At 43.9% G+C, this 26,756-nt stretch carries 21 protein-coding genes and 1 pseudogene; 10 read left to right on the top strand and 12 right to left on the bottom strand.

The genetic code is table 11. The annotated features are described in order from the left end of the window. Positions 1-13 precede the first annotated feature (13 nt). The 4 genes from H6F77_RS07870 (at position 14) to H6F77_RS07855 (ending at position 6,706) form a co-directional block, all read left to right on the top strand. A complete protein-coding gene (locus tag H6F77_RS07870) occupies positions 14-3,214 on the top strand; it encodes a sensor histidine kinase (RefSeq protein ID WP_190487052.1) in 3,201 nt (1,066 codons plus the stop codon). Positions 3,215-3,463: 249 nt separating this feature from the next. Continuing rightward, positions 3,464-5,779 (top strand): PAS domain-containing sensor histidine kinase, encoded by a 2,316-nt coding sequence (locus H6F77_RS07865; protein ID WP_190487050.1) that lies wholly within the window; start codon positions 3,464-3,466, stop codon positions 5,777-5,779. Continuing rightward, positions 5,776-5,922 (top strand): hypothetical protein, encoded by a 147-nt coding sequence (locus tag H6F77_RS07860; RefSeq protein WP_190487048.1) that lies wholly within the window; start codon positions 5,776-5,778, stop codon positions 5,920-5,922. Before H6F77_RS07865 ends, H6F77_RS07860 begins: the two co-directional genes overlap by 4 nt. 166 nt (positions 5,923-6,088) lie before the next feature. Continuing rightward, positions 6,089-6,706: a pentapeptide repeat-containing protein gene (locus tag H6F77_RS07855; RefSeq protein WP_190487046.1), complete on the top strand. Its 618-nt coding sequence runs from the start codon at positions 6,089-6,091 to the stop codon at positions 6,704-6,706. 53 nt (positions 6,707-6,759) lie between these two features. Here H6F77_RS07855 and H6F77_RS07850 read toward each other — a convergent pair. Further along, a pseudogene (locus H6F77_RS07850) lies at positions 6,760-6,954 on the bottom strand (IS1 family transposase); the annotation flags it as partial. Positions 6,955-7,343: 389 nt separating this feature from the next. On the opposite strand from H6F77_RS07850, the gene H6F77_RS07845 reads away from it, so the two are divergent. Together H6F77_RS07845 and H6F77_RS07840 are read left to right on the top strand one after the other, a co-directional pair. Continuing rightward, positions 7,344-9,272: an alpha-amylase family glycosyl hydrolase gene (locus H6F77_RS07845; RefSeq protein ID WP_190487044.1), complete on the top strand. Its 1,929-nt coding sequence runs from the start codon at positions 7,344-7,346 to the stop codon at positions 9,270-9,272. Positions 9,273-9,346: 74 nt separating this feature from the next. Next, entirely contained in the window at positions 9,347-9,817 is a 471-nt protein-coding gene (locus H6F77_RS07840) for a tetratricopeptide repeat protein (protein ID WP_190487042.1), read from the top strand. Positions 9,818-9,834: 17 nt separating this feature from the next. Here H6F77_RS07840 and H6F77_RS07835 read toward each other — a convergent pair whose 3' ends face one another. The 4 genes from H6F77_RS07835 to treZ all read right to left on the bottom strand — a co-directional run bounded on the left by H6F77_RS07835 (position 9,835) and on the right by treZ (position 17,219). Next, positions 9,835-11,361 carry a trehalase family glycosidase gene (locus H6F77_RS07835; protein WP_190487040.1) on the bottom strand — a complete coding sequence of 509 codons (1,527 nt, stop codon included), beginning with the start codon at positions 11,359-11,361 and terminating at the stop codon, positions 9,835-9,837. A 45-nt stretch (positions 11,362-11,406) separates the two neighbouring features. Then, a complete protein-coding gene (locus H6F77_RS07830; protein WP_190487038.1) occupies positions 11,407-12,237 on the bottom strand; it encodes a class I SAM-dependent methyltransferase in 831 nt (276 codons plus the stop codon). 100 nt (positions 12,238-12,337) lie between these two features. Beyond that, positions 12,338-15,139 carry a malto-oligosyltrehalose synthase gene (gene treY, locus H6F77_RS07825; RefSeq protein ID WP_190487037.1) on the bottom strand — a complete coding sequence of 934 codons (2,802 nt, stop codon included), beginning with the start codon at positions 15,137-15,139 and terminating at the stop codon, positions 12,338-12,340. Between the two features lie 250 nt (positions 15,140-15,389). Beyond that, positions 15,390-17,219, bottom strand: coding sequence for a malto-oligosyltrehalose trehalohydrolase (treZ, locus tag H6F77_RS07820; RefSeq protein ID WP_190487035.1), 1,830 nt, complete (start codon positions 17,217-17,219; stop codon positions 15,390-15,392). A 352-nt stretch (positions 17,220-17,571) separates the two neighbouring features. Between treZ and H6F77_RS07815 the strand changes: the two genes are divergently transcribed. Continuing rightward, positions 17,572-18,066: a GNAT family N-acetyltransferase gene (locus tag H6F77_RS07815; protein ID WP_190487033.1), complete on the top strand. Its 495-nt coding sequence runs from the start codon at positions 17,572-17,574 to the stop codon at positions 18,064-18,066. A 7-nt stretch (positions 18,067-18,073) separates the two neighbouring features. On the opposite strand, the gene H6F77_RS07810 is transcribed toward H6F77_RS07815, so the two are convergent. Continuing rightward, positions 18,074-18,829 carry a 4'-phosphopantetheinyl transferase family protein gene (locus H6F77_RS07810; protein WP_242021993.1) on the bottom strand — a complete coding sequence of 252 codons (756 nt, stop codon included), beginning with the start codon at positions 18,827-18,829 and terminating at the stop codon, positions 18,074-18,076. 88 nt (positions 18,830-18,917) lie between these two features. Here H6F77_RS07810 and H6F77_RS07805 point away from each other — a divergent pair, with 88 nt between their 5' ends. After that, positions 18,918-19,502, top strand: coding sequence for an endonuclease dU (locus tag H6F77_RS07805; protein ID WP_190487029.1), 585 nt, complete (start codon positions 18,918-18,920; stop codon positions 19,500-19,502). Here the strand turns inward: H6F77_RS07805 and H6F77_RS07800 are convergent, their stop codons facing one another. Further along, positions 19,503-20,384: an alpha/beta fold hydrolase gene (locus H6F77_RS07800; RefSeq protein ID WP_190487027.1), complete on the bottom strand. Its 882-nt coding sequence runs from the start codon at positions 20,382-20,384 to the stop codon at positions 19,503-19,505. It lies immediately after the preceding gene. A 119-nt stretch (positions 20,385-20,503) separates the two neighbouring features. Here H6F77_RS07800 and H6F77_RS07795 point away from each other — a divergent pair, with 119 nt between their 5' ends. Continuing rightward, positions 20,504-21,424 carry an alpha/beta fold hydrolase gene (locus H6F77_RS07795; protein WP_190487025.1) on the top strand — a complete coding sequence of 307 codons (921 nt, stop codon included), beginning with the start codon at positions 20,504-20,506 and terminating at the stop codon, positions 21,422-21,424. Positions 21,425-21,456: 32 nt separating this feature from the next. Further along, positions 21,457-21,741 carry a DUF2470 domain-containing protein gene (locus H6F77_RS07790; RefSeq protein ID WP_190487023.1) on the top strand — a complete coding sequence of 95 codons (285 nt, stop codon included), beginning with the start codon at positions 21,457-21,459 and terminating at the stop codon, positions 21,739-21,741. A 30-nt stretch (positions 21,742-21,771) separates the two neighbouring features. Here H6F77_RS07790 and H6F77_RS07785 read toward each other — a convergent pair whose 3' ends face one another. From H6F77_RS07785 to H6F77_RS07765, 5 genes are all read right to left on the bottom strand, one after another. After that, entirely contained in the window at positions 21,772-22,224 is a 453-nt protein-coding gene (locus tag H6F77_RS07785; protein WP_190487022.1) for a hypothetical protein, read from the bottom strand. 49 nt (positions 22,225-22,273) lie between these two features. Continuing rightward, positions 22,274-23,038 (bottom strand): GUN4 domain-containing protein, encoded by a 765-nt coding sequence (locus H6F77_RS07780; protein WP_190487020.1) that lies wholly within the window; start codon positions 23,036-23,038, stop codon positions 22,274-22,276. Positions 23,039-23,074: 36 nt separating this feature from the next. Beyond that, positions 23,075-23,416, bottom strand: a complete 342-nt coding sequence (locus H6F77_RS07775; protein ID WP_190487018.1) for a 2Fe-2S iron-sulfur cluster-binding protein — start codon at positions 23,414-23,416, stop codon at positions 23,075-23,077. An 11-nt stretch (positions 23,417-23,427) separates the two neighbouring features. Then, positions 23,428-23,808: a calcium-binding protein gene (locus H6F77_RS07770; RefSeq protein WP_190487016.1), complete on the bottom strand. Its 381-nt coding sequence runs from the start codon at positions 23,806-23,808 to the stop codon at positions 23,428-23,430. 192 nt (positions 23,809-24,000) lie between these two features. After that, entirely contained in the window at positions 24,001-26,595 is a 2,595-nt protein-coding gene (locus tag H6F77_RS07765; RefSeq protein WP_190487014.1) for a sigma 54-interacting transcriptional regulator, read from the bottom strand. Positions 26,596-26,756 lie beyond the last annotated feature (161 nt).

The following is a 26,756-nucleotide window of genomic DNA, read 5'->3' as shown; positions in this document are numbered from 1 at the left end:
GCAAGGAGACACGATGAAGAAAAGAAAGCACAGCAGTGCTTCGCCTCAAGGTAATAGACTTATTAATTTATTAGGTAATCGTTTTTTTTCAATTGCGAATCAGGTTAGATATGGAATTGTTCTGCTAGTAATTTTAGCTTTGTTGTTCGCATCGGGGACGTTAATTTATCTAAGCTTTAAGGCACAAGTGCAACAGGTGCAAATTGCCCAACAGGAGCGCAGCCATGCGGCTGCTGGCGAGATTAATGCTTATTTGGATGATTTGCAACGCAAACTTAGCTATTTAGCGAGAGTGCCTGGTTTAACAGACCTTTCGCCTGAAGTTCAAGGCAGATTTTTGGTAGCGTTAACGCGCCACCACAGTGCTTATGAAACAGTGGCGACCTTTGATAAAAATGGTAAAGTGGTTGCTTTTGTTTCACCTTATGGTAATCCCAGCTTCGATAAAGAAGATGCGAAGATAGCATTTTTACGTGCTTATAAACAACAGGAAGATTTTGTTAGCAGCGTAAAAATAGAGCCGGATACTCGCTTGCAAACGGTAATTTTAGCCGTGCCTATACGGAATATGCAAGATGAAGTAAATGGTGTGTTAATGGCGCGGATAAACTTAAAATTTTTGTGGAGTTTTCTTTTTCATATAAAAGTAGGAAAGACTGGTTATGCTTATGCGATCGACAGCCGGAAGCTTTTAATAGCTGAAAAAGGGAAAGCGCTGGAAACGTTTAAGCTGCAAGATCTATCGAATAGAAATTTTATTAAAGAATTAACAAAATTAAACCGCGATCGCCCCCTTAAAACCTATCGAGGTTTGAGGGGTGTTGAAGTAGTGGGAGCGAGTTCTACCATCCGCACCGGGCGCTGGAACGTCGTAGTTGAATTGCCTACGGCTGAGGCTTATGCGCCTGTGCGAAGAATGGTTGGAGTGATGGTAATAGGGTTAATTGTGGCGATAGCGATCGCAGCTTGGTTGGGCTGGTACTTTTCCCGGCAGATCGTCTTACCTTTGCAGCGTTTAACGCGGGCAGCAGCGGAAATTAGCGATGGTAATTTAGATACGTTTGTAGAGACGCCATTTATAGTGTCTTTAGGTGGGAACGAGTTAGGCGTATTAGCGACAACTTTTAATGAAATGACCGCTCAGTTGCGCCGTTTAATTGAGGCGCTGCGCCAAAGCGAGGAGCAATACAGCACGCTGGCGAGAAATTTTCCCAACGGTGCAGTTTTCTTATTTGATAAAGAACTACGCTTCCGCATTGCTGAAGGTGCGGGTTTAGCCGATATCGAACTTTCTAAAGATGCAATAGAAGGAAAGACTATTTGGGAGGCATTCCCGCCAGAAACAGTAGAAGTTATAGAAAAAATTTATCGCGATGCGATCGCGGGAACTACAACCGTTCAGGAAGTAGAATACCGCGATCGCGCTTATCTTTTGCACGCACTTCCGCTTAAAAACGAACGCGGAGAAATCTGGGCAGGCATGGTAATGACGCAAGACATTACCGACAGGAAAGAGGCGGAGGAGAAATTACGCGGAGAAAGAGATTTCAGCACAACCATTGTCCAAACTTCTCCAGCATTTTATGTTGCTATCAACCACGATGGCAAAGTCAGGATGATGAATGAAGCAATGCTTCACGCGCTTGATTATACGCTAGATGAAGTTGTAGGAAAGGATTATATTTCTAATTTTATTCCAGAAAGCGAGCGTTATATAGTTTATCAGATCCACGAGAGTGCCTCTAAGTATAAGCAACTGCCTGCCAAAGAAAACCATGTTATTACTAAGAGTGGACAAAAGCTGTTAGTAGAGTGGCAGGGCAGGGCAGTTTTTAAAGAAAATGGCGAACTTAACTTCTTGTTTGCTTTAGGAATTGACATCACCGAACGCCGACAGGCTGAAATTAAATTACGTGCCGCAGCAGAGCGCGATCGCTTGCTTGGCGCGATCGCCCTCCGCATTCGCGCATCGTTAGATCTGGATGAAATTCTCAACACTACAGTCAATGAGGTCAGGCACTTTCTGCAAGCAGATCGTGTTTTTATTGGTTTAATGAAAACTGAGAAAACCGCCAAGATTGTAGCGGAATCTGTAACCGATAGTTGGCCGTCCATGCTAGGATTAGCAATTACCGATGAAGCTTATATACAGCACGTAATAGCACTTTTTTCTCAAGGAAACATTCAGGTATTCAACGATAGAAATCAGTGGGAAAGATACCCGCTCGAAAAAGACTACCTGCTTTACTATCACATTCAAGCTTCCTTATCTGTATCGATAATGTTGGACGAGCAGTTTTATGGAATATTGGTTGCCCATCAGTGTAGCGGTTCTCGCGATTGGCAACAATTTGAAATTGAATTGATCGAGCAATTAGGAACGCAAGTAGCTATAGCAATCAAGCAAGCAAAACTTTACCAACAGGTGCAGGATTTCAGTGCAAGTTTGGAACGTCAAGTTGAAGAACGCACGGCTGAACTTCAAGAGCGAAATAGGGAACTTAAAGAGTTAAACGAACTCCAAGATGAGTTCCTCCATGCAGTTTCCCACGATCTTCGCACGCCGATTATGGGAATGTCTCTGGTGGTAAATAACTTGTTGAATAAGCCAGGGGATACGATACCGCTTTCTCGCTCAATTTTAGAGCGAATGATCCAGAGTAGTAATAACCAACTCGGCTTAATAAACTCTCTTTTAGAAGCCCACTCTAGCGAAGTTCGAGGTGTTGAACTCCACTATGAAGTTGTACAACTAAGTACGTTAATTCAAAACATTGCCCAAGATATGGAACCGCTGCTGGCGAAAAATCAAGCTACGTTGATAAATTTAGTTCCTACAAATTTACCGTTAGTAACAGCAGATCCATTGCAACTGAGGCGAGTGTTTGAAAATTTGCTTACTAATGCTTTAAACCACAACCCACCTGGACTTAGCCTCACCCTCAACGCCACTCTTGAGGAAGAGATGATTCGCTGCACGGTTGCTGATAATGGCATAGGCATGAACCCCGAGACGTGCGATCGCCTGTTCGAGCGTTATGTGCGGGGATCGCGTGCCCGACGCTCTACTGGCATCGGTCTAGGGTTGTATCTTTGTCGGCAAATCATAACAGCGCATGGCGGACAAATTGGCTGTATCAGTTCCCTTGGTGAAGGTGCCACCTTCTGGTTCACTTTACCTCTAGCAACGCAAAATGCAACTTCAGCGCTTTGACTGAAGTCATAAATATAAAAGGGCTAGAAAATGAGGGAATATGGACAATTAAGGATGAATTAAGTCTTATTCCTTAAGTTTTACGCCGCGAGATTTATGCCTAAAGTCATAAGGGTTGTGGCGTGCTGACTTTAGCATTTGAGATCGCATCCGAAAATCACCCGATTGGGTGAATCAACTGAACGAAGTGCGATCGCGATGCCCATTTTAAATTGAAGACAGTAACACTAATATTGGAGGGTGGCTGCCATGTGGGAAAAAATAGCTAATGGAAATGCATCAAATTCTGCTAATCCATCAGCGCTTAATTGTTATCCATTATTTAGGAGGGACATGATTCCCGATTTAAACTATATGCAAGCTTTACGGGAGTGCTGTAAAGATGAAGCAGCTTTTGAACGGCTTAAGCAAATTCTTAATCCAGCAGTTGAAAATGTTGAGGAAATAGTAAGCCAGTATCCAACACAAGTAACTTCCGATTATTCGTGGGAAAATCTCCTGCACGCGGAAATTGCACTACACGCCTCAGAGTTGAAATTTGAAAACCCCCCAGCAAACAAGCAGGGAATAATTTTTAACCTTATAAATCGCAATGAGGATAGCTGCCGTTGGTTGCTATTTGCACATTCGGGCTGTCAAGAATTATTAGAGTTAGAGTCAAAGTCACATCACGCAGAACCTACCCTGCTTTATAACTTAATCCATCCCGAAGATCGGGCAGATTACGAACAATCTATTAGTATTTCAGCAGATAAATTGCAACCTTGGATATGGGAAGGTCGCGTTATTACCAAAGAGGGCAAAATTAAGTGGGTGCAATCTGCTGCACGTCCTATAATTACGGCGTCTTGCGACATTTTTTGGAATGGCTTGCTGATAGATATTACCTCGCGCAAATCTAGCGAAGAGGCACTATTGCTTTCAGAGCAAAAATTTTCTATTGCTTTTCGCCACAGTCCTGATTCTATTATAATTAGCACGCTACACGAGGGGAGATTTATTGATATTAATGATAGTTTCTTGCGCGTTAGCGGCTATAGCCGTGAAGAGGTAGTTGGTCGTACTTCCCTTGAGTTAAATAGCTGGGTGAATCGTGAAGATCGCGTCAGAATACAACAAATATTGCAGCAACAGGGAGCTGTTTACAACGAGGAAGTTGAGTTCCGCCGGAAGTGTGGCGGGGTGATAGTAGCGCTGTATTCAGCAGAAGTTGTTAACATTAATGGCGAGCAATGCGTGCTGGCTGTAGTTACTGATATTACCAGCCGCAAACAGGCAGAAACGCAATTAGGTGCGATTGCACAAAGCGATCGCTTGTTAGGAGAAATAGCTTTAAAAATTAGGCGATCGCTCGATCTCAATGAAATTCTCAACACCACAGTTGAGGAAGTCCGCCAACTTTTGCAAGCGGATCGCGTTTTTATCAGTTACTTTGATGAAAATGGCGAAGGTAGAGTCGTCGCTGAGTCTGTAGGTGCGAATTTTCCGCCAATTTTGGGATGGGTGACTGATAATAATGCTTACAAAGAAATAAAAGAGATATTTAACAAATATCCGATTCGGATCGTTAACGATGCGAAGCAGGAAAATGAGTCTGACTTTATAGCAGAATACCACAATAAATTTGAGATAAAAGCTGGTATAGGCGTACCAATTATGTTAGGCGACAAACTGTTTGGCTTGTTGATTGCCAATCAATGTTCTGCACCTCGTAACTGGCAGCAATGTGAAATTAATTTGCTGGATCAATTGGCAACGCAAGTAGCGATCGCCATTCAACAGTCTTCGCTGTTCAAGCAATTGCAAGAGCTTAATTCCACCTTAGAAAGCCAAGTTGAGGAACGCACGGCGCAGCTACAACAAGCCGTCGCGGAACTGCAAGAACTGAACCGACTTAAGGACGTAGTTTTACATACAGTTTCCCATGACTTTCGCACATCGGTGATGGGAAACTTAATGGTGTTAAACAATTTGCTAAAAAGCCAGGATGAAAAAATTACGCTTTCTCGCTCTATTGTAGAGCGGATGATTCAGGGTAACGAGCGCCAACTTGGTACGATTGACTCGTTGTTAGAAACTCATACTACTGAAGATAGGGGAGTTGTCCTTCAGCGGACACCAGTCGAGTTTGGTGCGCTAACCCAGGCGATTATCAAAGACTTGCAACCTTTATTATCGACAAATAAAGCGGCTGTAAAAAATCTTGTTCCCTCAGATTTGCCATTAGTTATGGCAGATCCAACTCAGCTACAGCGAGTGGTAGCAAACCTGCTTAACCATGCGCTGAAACACAATCCACCCGGACTGAAGCTAACTTTCAAAGCTACAGTTGAGGGAAAAATGATTCGCTGCACTATTGAAGATAAAGGTGTGGGCATGAGCCAACTAGAGTGCGATCGCTTATTCGATCTCTACGTGCGCGATCCTCAATCTCGCTGCTCTACAGGCATCGGCCTTAAATTATATCTTTGTCGGCAAATTATTACCGCTCACGGCGGCGAAATTGGCGTAACAAGTCGCCCAAATCGCGGCTCAACTTTCTGGTTCACTTTACCTCTAGCGTGACATTAGACGAAACAAATTATACTAAATACTCAGTTTCGGAACGCATAGAACAATATCGCTTGCTGATTCATAAGGGTGCATTTTATATTTGCGGTAATGGAAGCTTCAAGGCTAAGTTGGCAAATTATAGTAGCGATCGCTAGTTACGCTACAAAATACCTAAAAAATACGGGTGGCGAGGAGGTCGTAGTGACCGTAGGCTTCTAAGTTGGGTGTGGCGCGGAAGGCTGTGGTGGTGAGGGTGGTGGTGAATTCACACACAGAAAGGCCGCTATTATTAACGGTGTCAAGCGATTCGACAACTGAGTTATGAAGAGGAAGAGTATTACTTTTGAGGAATTGCTCAGACGCTACGCTGCTGGGGAGAGAAATTTTGCCAATGTTGAGATCGCATCCTTGGGGCTTACCGAATACGAAAAAAGGTGGGAGCGTGGTGACCGGAGTGGAGCCAAGGAGCTGAGTGGTGCCAACTTGAGCGGGGTTGACTTGAGTGGAGCTAAATTCAGTTGTACTTACTTGATTGGAACTGATTTGAGTGGTGCCAATCTGAGTGGAGCTAGGATGGATGAGATCTGCCTGAGTCATGCCAATTTGAGTAATGCCAACTTGAGTGGTGCCGTCCTGTGGCAATCCTCCCTTGACAGTGCCAATCTGAGTGGTGCCAATCTGAGTGGTGCTAACTTGGCGGAGGCAGGCTTTCTCCGTGCCAATCTGAGTGGTGCCAATCTGAGTGGTGCTGAACTCAGAGATACTGGATTCAGGAAAGCTGACTTGACCGGAGCCAACCTCAGCAATACCATTTTGGATTACACTGGCTTGGTTGAAGCTAATTTGACCGGGGCTAACTTGGAAGGAGTTGAATTCAGGCGCGTATACTTCCAAAACACGGTCATGCCAGATGGAACTATTCGGAATGAGGAATGCTGACGTGGCGGTATCTATAGAAAATGGGTAGTGGTAAATATGTAGTGAAAAAATTACTACCTAGATAGCGACGCATTATAATTATGGATAAAATACCAGATAGCCCCAACGTGGTTTTCTAACTTTTTAGAAGAAGACAAAGTTTTCCTAACCAATCGATAAATTATTTGACGCATCATATTATTAAACCTCTCAATATGGTTGGTCAGCCCACTTTTTTTACCTACGGCTTTATGCCGTTTGCTTGAAAAACCAATTTAATAATTTTTAAAAAATATAGCATTTAATATGAGATAAGCTTTAAAAATCGATTTTAATTATGTTAATTGTCTAAATAACCACTTATCCAGACAAATAAATAACCACCGCAAAGTGTAAAAATAAAATTATTTTTAGTTGATATATTTACCCTTTAACTACATATTTACTACTACCCCCTTTAACTATATATTTACTGCTACCAAAATACAAAGTTATATAGCATAGAAGTGTAGTTTTTACTACTACCTAAAGCCAGATACACAAAAAATAATACAGTTTGTAATAATTTAAAGAAGTTTGCCTTCGTCATCGCCGAGGTGTGACTGGGAAACTTGGATCAAATTGGCAACCTATTTCTAGGGTAGTAGAACTCAATATTATGGTATCAACTCCTCCGTCTCAAGCTTCCTCATCTCAATATGAAGTTAGCAATCCCGAAGCCGAAGTTGAGGCTTTGATAGCCGAACCGAAACCGGAGAGCGAAATCGATTTAGAATTCCTTTACACCAGAGATATTGAATTTCGTCAAGAGACAATTTACTTCATTGTTGTAGACCGCTTTTTTGACGGCGATCCGGAAAACAGCGAAGGGCCAAACCCAGAACTTTACGATCCCGAAGGAAAAGACTGGGGTAAATATTGGGGAGGCGATATCCAAGGAATTATTGACAAGCTTGACTACTTAAAAGACATGGGAGTAACAGCCCTTTGGCTAACTCCTCTCTTTGAGCAAGTTGAAGCATTATTTGTTGAACAAGCCGCAATTCACGGGTACTGGATAAAAGATTTTAAGCGACTAAATCCTCGTTTTATTGCCCAAGGTGAAGAACCTTCTCTCAACAAAACTCAGGAAACAAGAAATACAGCTTTTGACCGCTTGATTGCTGAGTTACACAAACGGAAAATGAAAATGATCCTGGATATTGTGTGTAACCACAGCAACCCAGATTTCAGCGGTAAGAAGGGAGAACTCTACGACGACGGCGTTAAAATTGCTGACTTTAACGACGATAAAAATGGCTGGTATCACCACTATGGTGAAGTTACAAACTGGGAAGATGAGTGGCAAGTGCAAAACTGCGAACTGTCTGGGTTAGCCACTTTCAACGAGAATAATCCCGACTATCGAAATTACATCAAATCAGCAATTAAGCAATGGTTAGACAGAGGGGTTGATGCTTTGCGGGTGGATACCGTTAAGCATATGCCCATTTGGTTTTGGCAAGAATTTAACGCAGACATTACAACCCACAAGCCGGATGTTTTTATCTTTGGCGAGTGGATTTTTAGCGACCCCAGAAGTGAGCGTTCGGTTGAATTTGCCAATGAATCTGGGATGACAATGTTGGACTTTGGCCTTTGCTTGGCAATTCGGGGGGCTTTAGGCCAAGGCGCTGAAGGAGGATTTCAGCTAGTTCAGGATGTTCTCGATTTAGACCATTGCTACTACGGGGCGACAGAGTTGATTACATTTATTGATAATCACGATATGCCCCGCTTTCAGTCATTGAATCCAGATCCAGAAATGCTGAAGGTAGCGATCGCTCTGATTATGACAACCAGAGGTATTCCCTGCATCTACTACGGCACAGAACAGTATCTCCACGACGACACAAACGGCGGTAATGACCCCTACAACCGCCCGATGATGACGACTTGGGACACCGAAACGGAGGTTTATCGGTATACCCGGTTGCTATCAGGTTTGCGGCGACTGAATCCAGCAGTATCTATGGGCAGTCAATGGCAAAAATATCTGACTCCAGATGTCTATTGTTATGTGCGGCGTTACCGCGATTCCATTGTATTTGTAGCAATGAATCGTGGGGAAGCTGTCAAGATTGAAGCAGTTGGTACAGAGTTACCAGAGGGAGAACATACTGATGTTTTAACGCGACGCAAATTTGAAGTTCAAGACGGACAGATCCATAACTTAGAATTAGGCGCGCGGGAAGTAATTGTCATCAGTCACGTTGGGGAGCGAATTAAGGCGCAAACCATCGTGCGGGCACAACTCAATGCTGTTCAAACACAGCCTGGTGAAATTGTTGTGGTGACGGGTGATTGTCCGGAGTTAGGCAACTGGGATATCTCCAAAGCTTACCCCTTAGAATACATCAACACTAACACTTGGTTTGGGGAAATTCCCTTTAATGAAAGTGCTGGAAAATTGATAACTTACAAATACGCGCTGTGGCGTGAAGGCCAGTCACCATTGCGTGAAAATAATGTAGGTCGTCGTTGGGTTATCGCCAATGAAGGGACGGTAAAATGGCGAGATAAGTGGGCTACAGGACGCGAGTCTTAATTATCGTTTTCGTTCCCAGGTTCTACCTGGGAACGAGAGTAAGTGGAATTTACCCTTTTATACATCGCAAATTTATGGATAAATCATCAATCAATGCATTACTAGAAGCCCTAAAAAACCCCGCTGAAGCTGTCCGCCAACGGGCAACTGAGGAACTATGGCGTATCTGGTTCCAACAAAAGGGAGTGGTGGGGTTTGAACTTCTTCAGCGCAGCCAAGTAATGCTCCAAGCAGGAGAGATTGCACAAGCAGAAGAATTACTCACAGAACTGATAGACACTCAGCCGGATTTTGCTGAAGCTTGGAATAGACGAGCAGTTCTTTATTTTACTCAAGGGTATTACCAAGAAGCGATCGCCGATTGTGAGATGGTAATTAAACTCAATCCCATCCATTTTGGCGCATTGCACGGTATGGGTTTATGCCATGCTGCACTCGGAGATTACCGCGCTGCTATACAAGCTTTTCGACGCGCTTTGGAAATTCAGCCATACTCTGTAGAGAACCAAAGGTTGGTTCTTGAATGTACGGCTAGGTTGAGTTAATGCAGAGCATTCCCTATTTATTCCAGAGTTGCTAATAGTTCCAGAAATACTCCGTTAGTCCAACCAAAACCAATTTCGTTGGAACTGTAGCCGAATTGAATCTCATCTGAAACATCGGCAGAGCAATTAAAAACGTCGTATTTTTCGACAATCGCTCCGCATTTTTCAAACTCTTGGACTACTAAAGATATAAATTTTCTTGCTAATCGTTCAGCTTCTCGGTGATAGCCATATCGATGCAATCCCTGGACGGCAAATAAATGTAAAGGTGCCCAACCAAAGGGGGCATCCCATTGGCTTCCGGTAACGCGGGTGCTGGTGAGCAATCCTCCTGGTGCTTCAAATTCGGGCAAATTATGCACAACTCGCTGGGCTTGTTCAACTGATGCGATACCCGCCCACAGAGGATAAAATGTGGTAGCGAATTCATAGCGGCGGCGATCGCCAGTTGTGAAGTTGTAATCGAAGTAAAGCCCTGCTTCTTCATCCCAGAGGAAGCGGTTAATTAATTCTTGCCTGGAGGCAGCGCGATCGCGCCACTGATTAGCAACTGCTTCATAACCGAAAATATCATTTATCTGCGCTATATCTTGCTCCATTTGATACAGTAAAACGTTCAAGCAAACGGGCGCATAGTGAATAATATCTACATTGAAGGGGCCAAAACGGTTAGACGGATCGAAGCCCGATTCGCGCATTGTTCTGTCACCTTTGTAGAACAAATTAGTTAGCTCGTCTTGCTCCCTGTCATAATACAAATTGACATCATAATCCTCAACTTCAAACTGGCGATAATACTCCAAAACTCGATCGTAATGAGTTCTTCCCTGCTCATCTCGCTCAGAAATAAGTACTTCTGGTGCTGGCCCTTCACCCAAAGCAAAATAACGCGAAAGTCCCGTTGCTTGATTGAGATGGGGGGGCAATGTCCAGTAGTAATAAAATCTTTCCACCGTTGGCAGTAAAGATTGCAACCATTCCTTATCCTGCGTATGCTGAAAGAGTGCCAAAATCATCGGCGTTAATAGGGGGGGTTGCGATCGCGTTAGCAAATAAGTGCGATTTGCATTTAAAATCGTTCCGTAATGCTCGATTTCATATAGCAGTTGATCCACCAAACTTTTCGCTAAATTCAATTCCCCATCTTGTAACAATCCCAATTGAATGAAATAACTATCCCAGCCGTACATCTCATTAAAGCGACCGCCCGGAACCACGTAATCATGAGGTAAGTAGAGCAATCCATGCTCTTGAATTTGCTCTACTTCGGCAGGTAAAACGCGAATTTCTATTTGAGCAAATTCCTCTTTGCTGATAGATTTTTCCAAGCTTTTTTTAATTACTTCTACGTCCTCCTTGGGCGAGATATAAATAGGCCAAGGCTTGCTTGGGGCATGATCGATTTTAGGGTCGCGGGCAGATTCTAGAATATGCTTATGAGAGCGAGAAAGTGTCTGCCAAGTTTCTTTGATGTAAGCTCTTACTGCCTTAATCTGGTCTGGTGCTGGGAACAGTTGATTTTGCTTTAAAATTGGATTTTTCATGGTTTGCCCTTATTATTTATAGCGTTTCAAAAAAATTAAAAACTATTACTTCCTAGCTAATACAAAAAATGCTGTAGCATCACACCAATTTCCTTGTTCTGTTGTTGGCTCTATCTCTAGGTGTGCGAAGTATTCAGCCTTGCATTGTTCTAATTTTTCCGGCGATAGTTGATTTATCTGAAAACCGAAGGGGTTCTTAGAGTTTATGTTCCACAAGCCTTCAGCATAGCTAGCGTCCGGCGTGTAATACCAGCCAAACTGCTCGGTTTTTATATCAATGTCTGTAAATCCTGCCTCCTTTAATAGCTTGTCGCACCTGTCAATCGTGCCCAGCGGTTCGTTAGGATTTGGAACTTTTATGCCATACCTTTGAGCAACTGCTCTAAACAAAACAGACGGCGTAAAAGCTGTTTCAGCCCAACAATTAAACGCCACAAATCCATCCGTTTTGAGCCAGCGATACCATTGACGTAAAGCAGCAGGAATATCGGTTAAGTAACAAATTGCCAAAGAACAGATAATTGCATCGAAACAGCGATCGCTGAAACTTAAATGCTCTACATCTGCTTCCATTAGTTCGATATTATTTAAACCTGCCGCCTCAATCTTTTGTTTAGCTTGGTTTAGCATCCCGCTAGCAATGTCAACTCCAATTACTTGACCTGAAGAACCAACGATTTTAGCAGCAGCGATCGCTACATTACCAGTACCAGTTGCAACATCGAGAACTTTCTGTCCGCTTTGCAGCGGAGCTAGTTCAATCAACCGATTAGCAACACGAGGGTGGAAAGACCCTTTGTTGTCGTAATTAGTTCTCGAATTGAAGTCAACAAGCATCTGCTGTTTAAATTCGTTGATACCTTCCTCGTCAAGCATTTCAGTTTTTCCTAATAATTAGCCTGGCACTGCCCACAATTAAGCTAATGTATGAGCATGAGCCAAAAATTTCATCGTTGAAGCGTGCAAATCGCGATATTTAGCTATTGATTTGACCAATTAGTAAAGCAACAGGAAAATATTTCAAAGCTTCACCTACCAGAAGGGTTCCATTAGCTTGAATCGCTTGAGAAGCGATCGCATCTAGCCAACCCGAAGGCATTTCCTGCGGTAACTTTAATTGAGTATCATGCCACACCTGTTCGCCAAGGGGATATTCTCCTTGTCCCACCAAGCTTGTTAGCAATCGTGGAGCAACGGTAATAGCTACCTTATTCTCATACTTTCTCGCAAAAGCAACGATATGATCTTTAAACTTTCCAACCACCTCAAGGGGTAAATAATCCCCATTCTGGAAAACTTCTAGATTCTTATTTCTCGACTCAAGAATTTTCGTTGTTAGGAAAAGTTTAACTCTTCCATCTTCCGAAGATGCCAACAATTCATCAATCAGCTTCAACACATCTTTCTGTGCTTTTTCTTTGATATCTTTTAGAAACCCTAACCGTTGCTCAAAGTCAACCGGACGGCGATTATCCGGGTCTACCATACTCAGCTCCCATAACTCCGTACCCTGATAAAAATCAGGCACGCCAGGAGACGTACTCTTTAACAGAGTTTGTGACAGCGAGTTGAATATTCCATATTCAGCCACCAACTTCTGAAAAGGCAGAAATGCCTTCATAAATTCATTATCTTCCCCAGGCTTTAGCGCGTCCTCAACAAAGGCAATAAAACCATTTTCATAATCGGAATCAGGTCTGAGCCAAGCCGTGTGAACTTTCGCCTCTCGTACAGCCTTAATTACATAGTCTTTAACCCGTTCCACAAATTCCGCATACTCGCTTTCAGCAAATGGCAATGAACCAATTAGGGTTTGGTAAAAGAAGTATTCGTCATTCTTTGAGGGAATAGTCCGGCGCTTATCTTTGACTTTTTTAGAGTTGTTAATTTCGCTCCAAAGCTTTACCTGGTTTTCCCACTCCTCTGGAATTTCTGAAATGACATTAATTCTTGCTCTGGCATCTTCACCGCGCTTAGTGTCGTGCGTTGCAGTTGCATTCATTTTATGAGTCCAGAGTTCTTGTTGCTTTTTGTTGAACTCGTGAAAGTCTGCAACTGTAACACCAAATTGGCTGGGATTTCCACCCACTTCATTCAGCGATAAAAGGCGGTTATACACATATAAAAGAGTGTCTTCAATTCCTTTTGCCGTCAGCGGGCCAGTTAGCTGCTGAAGCCTCATTACGAAGTGACGCTGTAACTCTTTTTGTTCTGGTTTTAAAGACTCTTCCTCTTCCAGCAACAGTAATTTTTCGATGTAATTAAGCTCTTTTAACAGCAGGGGGACTTGCTCCTTAGCCTTAGCGATCGCTTCCTTCACATAAAACCGATCCGATTCCCTCAACCCGTCTTGATTTATGTATGTTCGATAAACTGGGAAAACTATCAGCACCTCGGATAATGCTCTTTGAAGACCATGCTGAGTAAAATCGCTACCTACTCTTGAATAACCCGATACTCTTTTCAGCAAGTGAGCGAGATTGTCTACATCTCCCGCCATATTCTTTTCTACAATTAGCCTTTTCTTCTCTATAAAAAGCTGCTCGTAGGAATCTTTAAAACCTGTCAACCGCGAGTAAATCTCAGTCAACGGCTCCTCGCTTTCACTCTTACAGAAGACGCCGTTAACGTAATTTAAAAAGTCATAGCCGCTTGTTCCCTCAATTGGCCAATATTCCGGCAAGTCTTCTTTATGTTCCAGTATTTTCTCTACTGTAAGGTAGACATCTGCTGTTTTCTCCCTGAGTCTTTCCAGATATTGTGTTGGATCGTAGAGTCCGTCAATATGATCGATTCTTAATCCAGTTATCTTGCCAGACTCAACCAACTGAGCGATCAAAGCGTGAGTTTTGTGAAAAACTTTGATTTCTTCAACTTTGACAGAAATCAATTCATTGACGGTAAAAAACCTCCTGTAGTTAAGTTCTTCAGCGCCCACTTTCCAGAACGAAAGCCGATAAAACTGTTCAGAAAGTAAGCTATCTAGAGGATTAAAACTCTCTGGATTGCCTTTCTCTCCATTGAAAAACTGTATATTGCTATCGATAAATTCCTTAATTTCTGGATTTTGGTTGTATAGTTCCCAAAGCAGTCCTTTGACAAAGGCAATCTGGTCGTATCGTTCCTTGCCTTTTGATTCATCAGAAGTATTTTTAAGCAGATAAAGAATACCCAAAAGCTTTACAAAGTCGGGATTATGTCTTCCCAATGCCCTATTTAGCTTGCCCAAATTATAAGTTATGAACCGAGCGTAAGATTCTATTTTTACAGGAAGTGTTAGACCAAAATAATTGACACTCAGCCCATTTTCGTCATACTTTAATTGAATATCGCCATTTTCTAAACAATCACCATAATAATTTCCCAACATAGGGGCAAGCACCCGCCCTCTGATAGCTTCATAAGGGTGATTCCAGTCAATGTCGAAATAGTCAAACGACTCGGAATTAGGGCCATTTTCTAGCACGTCCATCAATAGCAAATTTTCGCTATCGTAAGCCATGTGGTTGGGAACAATATCCTGTACCCATCCCATGTCATGCTTCTTAACTTCGCTTACCAATGCTTCATAGTTTTCTTCTGTACCCAGTTCGGGGTTAAGTTGATTGGAGTCAACTACATCATAGCCGTGAGTGCTTCCTGCTCTAGCTTTAAAAATAGGTGAAGCATAGATATCTGAAATACCTAATTCAGCCAGATAAGCAATAATTTTTTGCGCCGCTTCAAAGGGAAAAGCAGAATTGAACTGAATTCTATATGTTGCTTTGGGAATACGCATGATCTAATTTTCACTCCTAATTAATCTTTTAATCTTACTCTTGACTCTCGTTCCCAGGCTCTTGACTCTTGCTCCCAGGCTCTTGACTCTCGTTCCCAGGCTCTCACTCTCGTTCCCAGGCTCTGCTAGGGAATGCATTCATAGAGGCAGAGCCTCTCCAAACAACGAGGCAGCAGCCCTCTCGGCAGGCGTTCCCAGGCTCCAGCCTGGGAACGAGAAGATCGGGGCTGCTGCCTCGGTTCTTCGTTTATCATCCTGCTATTTCGTAGAGTGCAAAACTCTGGGGTTTGATTGTCAATTCCTTACCCGGTTCCAAACTTTCAGGCAATGTGGAGCCAGAACCCATCCACTTAGTATCAGCAGAATCTAAAATCTTTCGCCAGTTGCCACTAGGCACATTAGCCGTAAATGTAACATCTTTCTGATTGAAGTTCATAACGCTGAATATCTGGCTACCCTCGTTCCATCTACGGAGAAACAATATTTTATCTGCTTCAACGCTGGACACCTCTAGACGTTTTTTGTCTAGCTCTTTCAAAGCAGGAAGCGTCCGCCGGAACTGAATTAACTGCTGATAAAATTCCCACAAAACTTTGTGTTTACCTTCGTTTCGCTGTTCCCATTTGAGTTTGCACTTGTTGAAGGTGTCAGGACTCTGTGGATCTGGCGCCTCACCTCGTCCTGCAAATGCTTTAAACTCTTCTTGCTTGCTCTTGCGGATAATTTCAATCAACTCCTTATCTGAGTGACTGATAAAGTAGAAGAATGGGGCGTCTTCCCCGTATTCTTCACCCATAAACAGAAACGGAATAAACGCAGAGAGGAAGACTGCACCTGCTCCTAGTTTCAATCCTTCTAGGGAAACAAGTTTAGCTATTCTTTCTGCTAAAACACGATTTCCTATTTGGTCGTGAGTTTGGGTAAATACAATAAATCGATAGCCGGGTTCTTGTGTAGAATCGCTCCCATGATGTCGCTTTCTATTAGGTGCAAACTGCCCGGAATAAACAAACCCTTCTCGGTATGATTTTTCTAGTTGTTCTAACTTGCCAAAATCCGAGTAATACCTGTCGTCTTCACCCGTGAGTAAGGTGTGTACTGAATGATGAAAATCGTCGTTCCACTGGGCATCTATTCCGCAGCCACCCACTTCTTTGGGTCGAATGACTCGGACATCGTTTAAATCGCTTTCGGCTGTTATGTAAAGTTTGCGTCCTTGCTCTTGGGAAAGGTGGTGAATTGTGTCTGCTAGTTCCTGCAAAAAGTGTTTAGCACCCAAGTCGTAAATGCCCTGGATTGCATCTAATCTCAGGGCATCAATGTGATATTCTTGGAAAAAACAAACAGCGTTTTCTAAACAGAAATTACGCACGCCGTAGCTGTAATCATGATCGAAGTTCATAGCGTCTCCCCACTCGCCAAAATATCTGGCATTGAAGTAGTAGGGGGAAAAGTCTCTAAAGTAATTTCCTTCGGGGCCGAGGTGGTTGTAAACTACATCGAGAATTACTGAAATACCGTGTTGGTGACACGCATCGACGAGTTTTTTAAATCCTTCCGGGCCACCGTAGGAATCTTGTACGGCAAAGGGATAAACGCCATCATATCCCCAGTTGCGATCGCCTGGAAATTGTCCAATTGGCATAATCTCAATTGCATTAACTCCCAAATCGCGTAATGTACTCAGCCGGGGAATCATTGCCTCAAATGTACCTTCAGGCGTGAAAGTACCAACGTGCAATTCATAAATAATCCATTCATCTAAAGGAACGCCCGACCAATCAGCGTCATTCCAAGCAAAAGTGCTATTATCAATTACCTCAGAAGGGCCATGCACTCCCTTGGGTTGATATTTCGATGCGGGATCTGGTCTTTCCTTGTTTTCTTCTAGTTTGTAATAGTAATGCGTTCCTGGTTCGATGCCCGATGCTGTTGCTTTCCAGTATCCCCATTCATCCTTTTCCATCGGAATCAGGTGTTCTTTAGGAGAAACGATTTTTACAGCTACCTCTTGGAGAGTGGGTGCCCAAACGGTAAATTCACAATTTCCGTTGCCCAAGTAATAAGCGCCAATTCTCACCTTAATTCGCCTCGCTCTGTATTAATATCTCGGTTCCTCTCAACCCGCTTTCTTACAAGAAAACGGGTTGTTATATTTAGGTATTTGCCGCTTTATTCGGGTACAAGTCGGCTTATCGTGGGGGTTTACATAACCTTTCCCAGAATATAGTTACTTTTCGTTAAGTAGACCTGCCATAGGGAGTATTTATGCTGTCAAAGAGAGCCGTTGCGCTTGAACCGACACCATATATGCTTTATGCTTGCAACAGTTAAAATCCCGCAAATCTGCCATCCGGCTTGGGTTTTACAATCCAAAATCCGCATTCCCAGGCAGAGCCTGGGAACGAGACTAAAATCCAAAATGGTATGACATGATTATCCGCCCTGCCACACCAGTTGATGTACCCGCAGTTCTACCGATGGTTGCGGCGATTTGCGCTTTGCACGAATTGTGGGATTCGGCTAAGTATGGATTTTTAGCAAATCCGGAGTTGGGTTATCAACGGTGGTTGAGTAAAGTGGCGACTAGCGATCGCAGCGTGTTCCTGGTAGCTGAGTCTGAAGCTGCTACGCCAACCCAACCTGCTCAACTGGTTGGGTTTCTGGTGGCGACTATCGAGCGTGAAATCCCAATTTATCGTCTAGCAGAATTCGCTTTTATTCACGACTTATGGGTGGAGCCGGAATATCGCCACGCCGGAATTGCACGCCAGATGGTGATGATGGCTGTTGATAGTTTTAGCCAAAAGGGAGTTAAGCAAATTCGGCTCGATACTGCTGCTCCCAACGATGCGGCGAGGCGGTTGTTTGCATCCTGCGGTTTTCGCCTAAGCAGTACGGAAATGCTGATTGAATTAGGCACTTAGGGCTAATTTACTCCCAGCAAGAGAGACGCCAACCGTGTCCTTCAACTGCAAGAGTCGCTACATAGTCGGCGGCGGGTGTCAAGGAATGGAGACACCAGCGCTGTGCTTCCTGCGGATCGCCTGCAATGCTAAGTAACTTCGGTGGTTCCCCGATCGCCAAGCTGACTTCAATCTCATCTAGCGGTTTAGTCAAGCCTTCCCCGATTGCTTTGAGATAGGCTTCTTTGCTAGTCCAGCAATGGAAAAACATCTCTTGCTTCTGGCTGGGAGAGAGTCCGCTTAATATAGTGTTCTCTCGCGCAGAAAAGAAGTTTTTGGCAAGCTGATCGACTTCAGTAATTGTACGCTTGTGTTCGATGTCAATACCAATCTTGCGATCGCGCGCGATCGCATATATAGCCATTCCCTGGGAGTGGGACAAGTTAAACTCCAGCCTACAACCCTCGTCTCCTACCTCCAGCGCTGGCTTACCCTTTGAGCCATAACTAAACTTTACGTGATGAGGCTGAATATCTAAGTAGTACCCCAATATTGTCCTAAGTAGCCCGCGCCCGACAATAAACCGCTTTTTGTCTTTCTCGAAGTAAAAACGATCCGCTCGCGATCGCTCGTCTCTAGAAAGCGTTTGCGCCAGATAATCCACCCTAGATGGCGCTTGGTCTAGCGAAGCACGCCAAACATGGACATCATCTCTGGATAAGGCCAAATTTTCATTTCCAGGTCGCCACAGCTCGTTATTCCCGGTCATAATCTCTCTTTCCATAGCCGCTAGGTAATATCCTCATTTGTATACGCAGGGAATTGCAGTTTGGGATGCTCCGCCTCCCCAGTAGGCTGATAAAATTTCTACAGTGAATCTCGAATCATTACTCAGACTACATCGCGTCATTCGCGTCATCGGCTTCGACGATGCGCCATTCCAACGTCGGCGTGGCAGTCGCGTATCCATAGCCGGGGTGGTTTGTGCGGGTACGCGCTTTGAAGGTATGGTGTGGGGACACGCGAGACAGGATGGTTGGAATGCTACAGGCACCCTCTGTAAGTTACTAATCGGTGGCAAATTTCTGCCGCAACTGCATATTGTGTTGCTAGATGGAATTGCCTTCGGCGGGTTTAATGTAGTCGATTTGCCCAAACTTGCAGATACTCTATCGCTTCCTTGCGTTGCAGTAATGCGCCGTCAGCCAAATCTTCCCGCAGTAGAACAAGCAATTAGGCGTTTGCCACAGCCAGAACGCCGCTTGCGAATATTGCAACGTGCTGGCGAAATTCATGCATTTCCACCGTTTTTCTTTCAAGTTTGCGGTGAAACTCCAGAAGTTACAGCAGCGGTTCTGCAACGTTTAACAGATTGCGGCAAAGTTCCGGAAGCGCTACGCCTTGCACATTTAATTGGTGCGGCGACGGTTAACGGAGAAAGTGGCAGTTCTGCTTAATTAGCAGGCAAAAGCGAGAATGTGTTTGGCGGTAATTTCGGCTTGCTCGAATTGAGGGACGTGACCGCTATTTGAGATCCAGATTAGCTCAGAGCGAGCGATCGCTCTTTTAAATTTCTCTGCATCCGCAGTACCCAACATATTATCCCCCTCCCCCCACAATATCAAAGTTGGCTTATCAATTTTGGCGATATCTTTCTCAATATTATAAGCACCACTTTTTGTAAAACCGAGGATAGCTTCATACCAACCAGGCATATCCATAGGCAGGGTAGCGCACAAAACAGCATCCAAATAAGCGTGATCTGGATTGCGTTGATTTCTGGCATTGGCTAAAGTTTGAAGTTTAAGGAAGCGCCACCATTCTACTGCCCAATACTCGAAGGGGGGAAACAGAAATTGCCCAAAAGGAAATCCCCCACTATAGCCAGTGCTGTTGATTAAAACCAGTTTTTTAACACATGAGGGATGAGCGAGTGCAAAATCGATTGCAGCCGCACCTCCCATAGATGCTCCCACCAGTATCATCGGCTGATTAATCAAAGTTTTCCAGAAGCAGAAAAGGTGCGATTTAATGGTAGCTGGGCTAAACTGAATACCTGGCGATCGCTCCGTAAAGCCAAAACCAAATAAATCCACTGCCAAAGTTTCGTTATGGGCAGCGAGTAGGGGCAACAAGCGGAAGAACTCTAGTAGGGAACTGTCAAACCCATGCAGCAAAAGAATGGGAGTGCCGCCCTTACCTTGATGATAGTAATTTGTGGCGATGGTGCGATCGCTCAATGGTGTAGTAATGGCAATCTGCTTGAGGCTTTGGACGGTGGTAATACAGGTGGAATCTCTCAGTTGATTGCATTTGTCAGGTAGAAAAGCGGCAAACATAGAAACTCGTTAATTATTCGCTGTTTTGAATAAATCATGTTCCAGCGGTTGAAAAAATCAGTTTGGCTGTTGTACTGTCAAATTAACGCACTTTTGCTATAGTCCGGGATAATTTTAATATGCCTACCCAAACTTCACCGACGACGGAAACTGCGACTCAGTTTTACACCTGGAAAAATTACAAATGCGCTTACGAATTCCACATTCCGACAGATGCCAATAACGCTCCCGCTACTCCTTTACTATTAATCCATCCCATCGGTGTTGGCTTATCCCGGCATTTCTGGCAGCGATTCTGTACGGAGTGGTATAAAACAGGTCATTCTAATCCTATCTACAATCCAGACTTATTGGGATGCGGTAATAGCGATATGCCGCACGTCGCCTGCACCCCTAGAGATTGGGCTGAACAGTTGCAATATTTTTTGCAGAATGTTGTAAAACAACCTGTAATTATAATAGTTCAAGGTGCCTTGCTGCCTGTAGCAATTGAGTTAGTTAATCTACAAAATGAACCTAATTTAATTAGCGCTTTAGTGCTGGCTGGCCCGCCTGCTTTGCCACTGATAACTAAAAATTCTCCGCCTGTGCGGCAACGAGTGAGATGGAACATATTAGATTCTCCTTTTGGCAAAGCTTTTTATCGCTATGCGCGGCGACCGCAGTTTTTAGATTCGTTTTCGATTCGGCAATTATTTGCCGATCAAGATTCAGTAGATGCTGAATGGTTGGATACTTTGGTGAAAGGTGCGGCAAATCCTGATAGTCGCCATGCTGTTTTTTCCTTCCTGGCTGGGTTTTGGCGACAAGATTATAAAGACGCGATCGCAGCTATTAAGCAACCAACTTTAGTAGTGTTAGGCGAGGAGGCATCTAGTATTAGTAAGAAAGGCAAGGGAGAAACGCCAGATGAAAGGTTGGCCGAATATTTGCAACTTCTGCCTAACAGCAAAGGTATGAAAATTCCTGGTAGGAATGTTTTGCCTTATGAATCAACAGCAGAGTTTATCGCAGCGATCGCAGACTTTGTGGGAAAATAGCTGTCGAATTATCGCGTTGGATTAATCTAATAATGTCTGAACCTATCACTCCTGAAATCAGCGATCGCATCTGCAAGCACATGAACGACGATCATGCTAATGCTGTCGTTCTTTACGCCCAAAAATTTGGTAATACTCCCGATGCTGCTTCAGCAGAAATGCTTTCAATCGATCCGCAGGGTATGAATTTAAATGCCATCGTTAACGGTGCTGCTGTTCCAGTCCGCGTTGAGTTCGATCATGTTTTAGCAGATGCAGAAGACGCCCATCACACTCTAATTGCAATGGTTAAACAAGCACGTTCCAATTCACAATAAAACATAAGGTGGGCACTGCCCACCTTACGTTTATCCCTGTGCCCGTTCAACTTCTTCATTTATATGCGAACGATCCAATCCCTCTTTTACCCAAGTTATACATTCTTGTTCGCTTGCAAATAATCTGGGGGCAGCAACATTATTTAAACTGTCATTTTTATAATGGTCATAAAAATATTTATCTGCTAATTTGTATGTAATAATAATGTCGCCGCGATAAGTGTATCTAGACTTAAAATAATCTCCCTCAGTTACAACATCGGAATTATCATCAAGATGGGACTTTGCTATATCAATTATGTCGGATATGCTACACGAATACATACCAACAGGGTTTTCTGACTTATGAAATTTACCTTTATGTCCCAACTCCGATAGTAAGACATATGAGTAAATAGGATTTCCATCAACTATCCCAAAAACAAACGGAATAATTAGATGCCCTTTATAGGAAACTGATTTTTCGTAGAGGAACCGACTCATAACAATTTGGCATTAAAGGTAAATGTACAAATAAAATTTCTGCTCTACTCTACAAATCTCGACGCGAGAGAAGAGATTTAAGTTCAAACCAGCGCACATCATCTACGGTACCGCCATACCAAAGCCATGTCTGATCGCGCTTTAATGAATCCCAGGTAAGGTGTGCAGCAGGCAAATGGCCTTCGGGGGCTTCTGCGGTAAAACTGAACTGAGAATAACTCAACCACCCGCCAAACTGTCGCCAGCGGACGCGATCGCCAAATGGAGAATAATTATTGCCAACGCTTTGCCAAATCTGTTTTTGTATACTAAAACCAAAGCGTCCGTTGCTGTATCGCAGCCAAAGTTGGTCGATAATACGCAGTTCATCGCTAGGAAACCTGCTGATATCTTCTACTCGCAACCAGCCTTGTTTTTCCCTCCCAGCTACCTTCAGCATAGCCGCCGCAGTTTCCCCATCTGCGTCTTTCCAATTTCCTGTTTCCAAGAGGTCGCGCAACTTTCTATATATTACAGGAATATAATCCTGCAAGGCATTTCTGATGCTGGTTTCTGGCCGGGTTTTTAGTAGTAAATACGCGAACCACTGCACTTCTTCGGCGGGATCTTCTAGAGCTTGAATTGCTAATTCTAAGCCATCTTGCCCATATTTTAGAGCTTCCCTTATCCCGCCCTTTCTTATCTCTAGAGAAGCATTAGCTATACGCGTTTTTACACCTTGCAAGCCTCCTAAAACTGCGCCATTAGAGGGAGGCGGATTTTGACCGCCTATGACAGCATCATAAGGCTTTGGTTGATTGGGATTATCGGGCATGATTTGCTCCTCCTACTATCCCAGTAATAACAAAAATTACTCTGTCTTAGATGCCTCTGCCTTAAAATAAAGAGCAGATTTATACAAAACTTGTTCTTGATGGGTTTCTAGGGTGCAATCAGACAGCGGGTAAGCAACGCAGGTAATAGTGTAGCCAGCCTCTAATTCTTGTGGACGGAGAAATTTTTGCTCGCTTTGATCTATTTCACCACTAACCAGTTTGGCGACACAAGCAGAACACTCCCCTTGTTTGCACCCCGAAGGTAATCGAATCCCAGCATCTTCAGCGATATCTAAAATATACTGATCGTCTGGTATAGAAATAGTACGGTCGAGATTGAGTGTTGAATTGACTAGCCGGACTTGATAGACTGCCATTTTATAATCCTTTAGAACTCATATCCTCTGGCAAGCCAATAGTGCCAGTCTGCGATCGCTTCCTGAGTTTCGCTATCAGCATCAATCGGCTTTATATCAGATAAACGGGCAGAAAAAGTATCATCACCCGTAGCATCTTTGTACAATATTTCCACAAACATATCCTCCAAGCATTCCTCCTCGGATGACATTTCCAGCACCTCAACTTCTTTGGCTTCAGGCGATAAGGATTTGCGTCCCTTTCTCACCCAGTTAGCTTTAAAGGGGAAATTGAGATTATCCTCAAGATAGCAGTACCAACCCATCGCCCGTTCTTCGTCGTTATAGGCATCGACCACTATCTCCATGTCAATGCGCTCTTCTCGAATTTTGTCTATTTCAACTTCACTCATGTAGCACCTGCTGTTTAGATCGCTTGTAATATGGTAAATCTTTTGGGCGATAGCGCAAAAGATTTACCTCTGAGATTTGAGGAGTATATAGCGATCGCTATATGTTAGTTACCATTAGTCGCAAATAGCTCCCGATTGGTAGCAATGTTACCGTTCAACGACATTACTTGGTTAACGACGACAAATCATTTGTTATTCAACAACAATTGCCCACAGACCAACAGCCAGCACTATTGCCCCTATATGTTGCGGTAGCAGAAATCGCAGCGGTTGACGAGCAATCTTCTGCGTTAATACGACACTCAAAAGGACGGAGAAAATTAGTATTATCCCCTGCAAAAACGCGATCGCAGCTGGATGAGCCACCAACACTGGTAAACCCTCGCCACCCAGCCCAAAAGTGGCCAAACTTACTGGCAGAATTCTTCCAGCTTCTCCCAAGCCCAGCCGCAAATAATGAGCCAAATTCCCACCTAGCACTAGAGGTAAATATCCATAAGCTAACTCTACAAACGAGCGAGGCTTAAGATTTGGAATTTGAGATTTTTTATTTTTGCTTTGGCTTCTTACTTCTTGTATGTAATTACCCAATCGGTAAAACATCTGCATACAGCCATAGCAAATTAAAGGCACAGTAGCGGGGATAATTAAAGCTGCTAGGGATAAGCCCAAATGAGGCCAAAACTGAGTCAAATCCAGTTGCAAACCTAACAGCGAGCGCAACTCAGGTAATCGATGCAAATACACCCCGCTAAACAACAACAGCAACAGCGCCACTTCATAAGCATGAGGCACATGAGTTGTCCATAACTCAATTCCAGGGGGACGCAAATTGAGTTCAACTGACCTGTGCGGACAAGCCTTAAGACACGTCATGCAAAGCACGCAATCTTTGTTATCTTCCAACTGTGCTGGATGAGAATACAAAGGACATCCGCCTGTCTCCAAACCCTCCCCTTTTTGAGGCCCCCCCTTATAACATTGATACGTCGTGCATTCAGCCGAACAAGTGCCCTGTTGCGCCCTTAGCTCAGTCATCGACAACTTGGCAAACAGCCCGTTCATTCCCCCGATTGGGCATAGATACCGACACCAAAATCGCCGCTCAAAAATTGCCGAGAAAATCATCGCTCCGGCAGTAATCAACAGTAGCAAACAAGCAGAAAGATAGGCCGTATCTTCTAAATTCCACAGTTCTTCCCATAGATAAATTAGAACGAATAAGCCAAATAAAAACCAGCCACCCCACTTTTCAGCTGACTGTCGCGGCCAACGTTTCAGCTGTCGCGGCCAAAGCCACAAAGAAAGCTTCTGCGTGACTTCCCCATAAATCATAAATGGACAAACAGCGCACCATAACCGTCCGACAAAGGGGAAACCTATTAGCACCAACGGCCACCACCATGCCCAAAACATATTTAAAGCAAAATTTTCATGCCGACGCTGGGGGCCAAGAAATAGGACAGCTACAACTAGAGCAAAAAAGCCTAAAGTAAAGCCGTAATTAATCTTATCCGGCCACCAAGAACTACGCAAAAATCGCCGCAGTTGGGGGTAGGAATTTAAGAGATTAAGGCGAAATCGCTTTTTATGGGTTTCGACCGACCAGAATACTTCTTCTGTTAGTTCTTTAGCACATTCCGACTGGACGATTGCCCTTTCTACAAGACTTTGCAATTCTTTGAGGTTTCCAGGGAAATCATAAGCTTGCAATCGGCGCAAAGCTTCTGGTGTTACATGGGGTCTTTCAAGACCTTTAGCGCGACAAAATAGCCGGATGTAGTATTCTATTTGGTCGCTAATATCGGCTTTTCGTACCCGCAGCGGTGGGACTTTAATTGAATGACGTACCCAGCGATCGATTGTGGGCAAAGTTCGTTCGGAAATCATTACAATGCGTGCCTTACATTGCAATTTGGGGTTTATTTCTTCCCCCCCTTTTTCCTGTTCCCCACCGACGGGAATGTATGTATTGGTTTCTAGCAATTTAGCTATTTTCGGCGTTAGATCGCGGGGAAGTTCTTGAATGTTGTTGAGTACCAAGGTGCCTTCGCCTAGCCATTCAATTAGCCCGCGTTTGCCGCCTGCGCGACCGAAAAGTTCCCCCCCGCTTGCTTGCAATTTACTACAGTCTAGTTTGATGATCGGTTCGCGTCGCTGGGGAGAACCGAAGTGAAGCAAAGCAGCGATGTTGTCTTTTTCTAGTCCTGGTTCGCCGAAGATGACAGCAGGTTTGCGATCGCTACACGCTTGTTTAATTTGCTGTCGCAGTCGCACTGCATAGCGGCTTTTGCCCACAATGCCTCGTTTTGCCCTAGTTACTAAATAGGGCAGTAATACTGCTTGACGCTCCTGTTCGTAAGATAGTTGAGAAGACAGTTGAGCCAGTTCTTGCGCTAGCTGCTGTGATAAAAATTGCGATATTTCAGGGTATTGGCTGACTAATTCCCGAAATCGGTCGGCTGGAATAAACCACAGACACGATTCGCTTGTGGTGATGATTGTTCTTTGAGCTGGCTGGTTTAATAGTAGCTCTTGCAAGTTAATGATGGCTCCTGGCAGTAAACCAATCGCCCAAGCCGAAGTTTGGTTGGTGCGTTGGCTCTCTAGGTGGCCGTGTTTTAGAATATACAGACCTTGTGGGGTAGTGTCATCTACTACTAAGTTAGTTTGCGGCGGTATCAGTTGTTCTTCTAAGACGAGGGCGATCGCATTTAATACTGATGCAGACAAAACCCCTAGCGCTGTTCGTTCTTGCAGCCATATCACCGCATCTGTTAATGTCATCTTACGCTCTCCATTAACTTACGCAATCATCATAGGTTTTTACTATAACCCACATTCCGCACCCACAACTGTCACAATCGGAAATTACGGAGATAAAAAGGCTATTTTTGTATAAAAAGAGACATTTTCCTTCACAAAAGAGATTCCAGCCGCGATGAACG

The organism is Microcoleus sp. FACHB-831, assembly GCF_014695585.1.
Taxonomy (GTDB): Bacteria; Cyanobacteriota; Cyanobacteriia; order Cyanobacteriales; family FACHB-T130; genus FACHB-831.
Note: the sequence above shows the minus strand (reverse complement) of the source record. Positions and strands in the feature narration are given on the sequence as shown.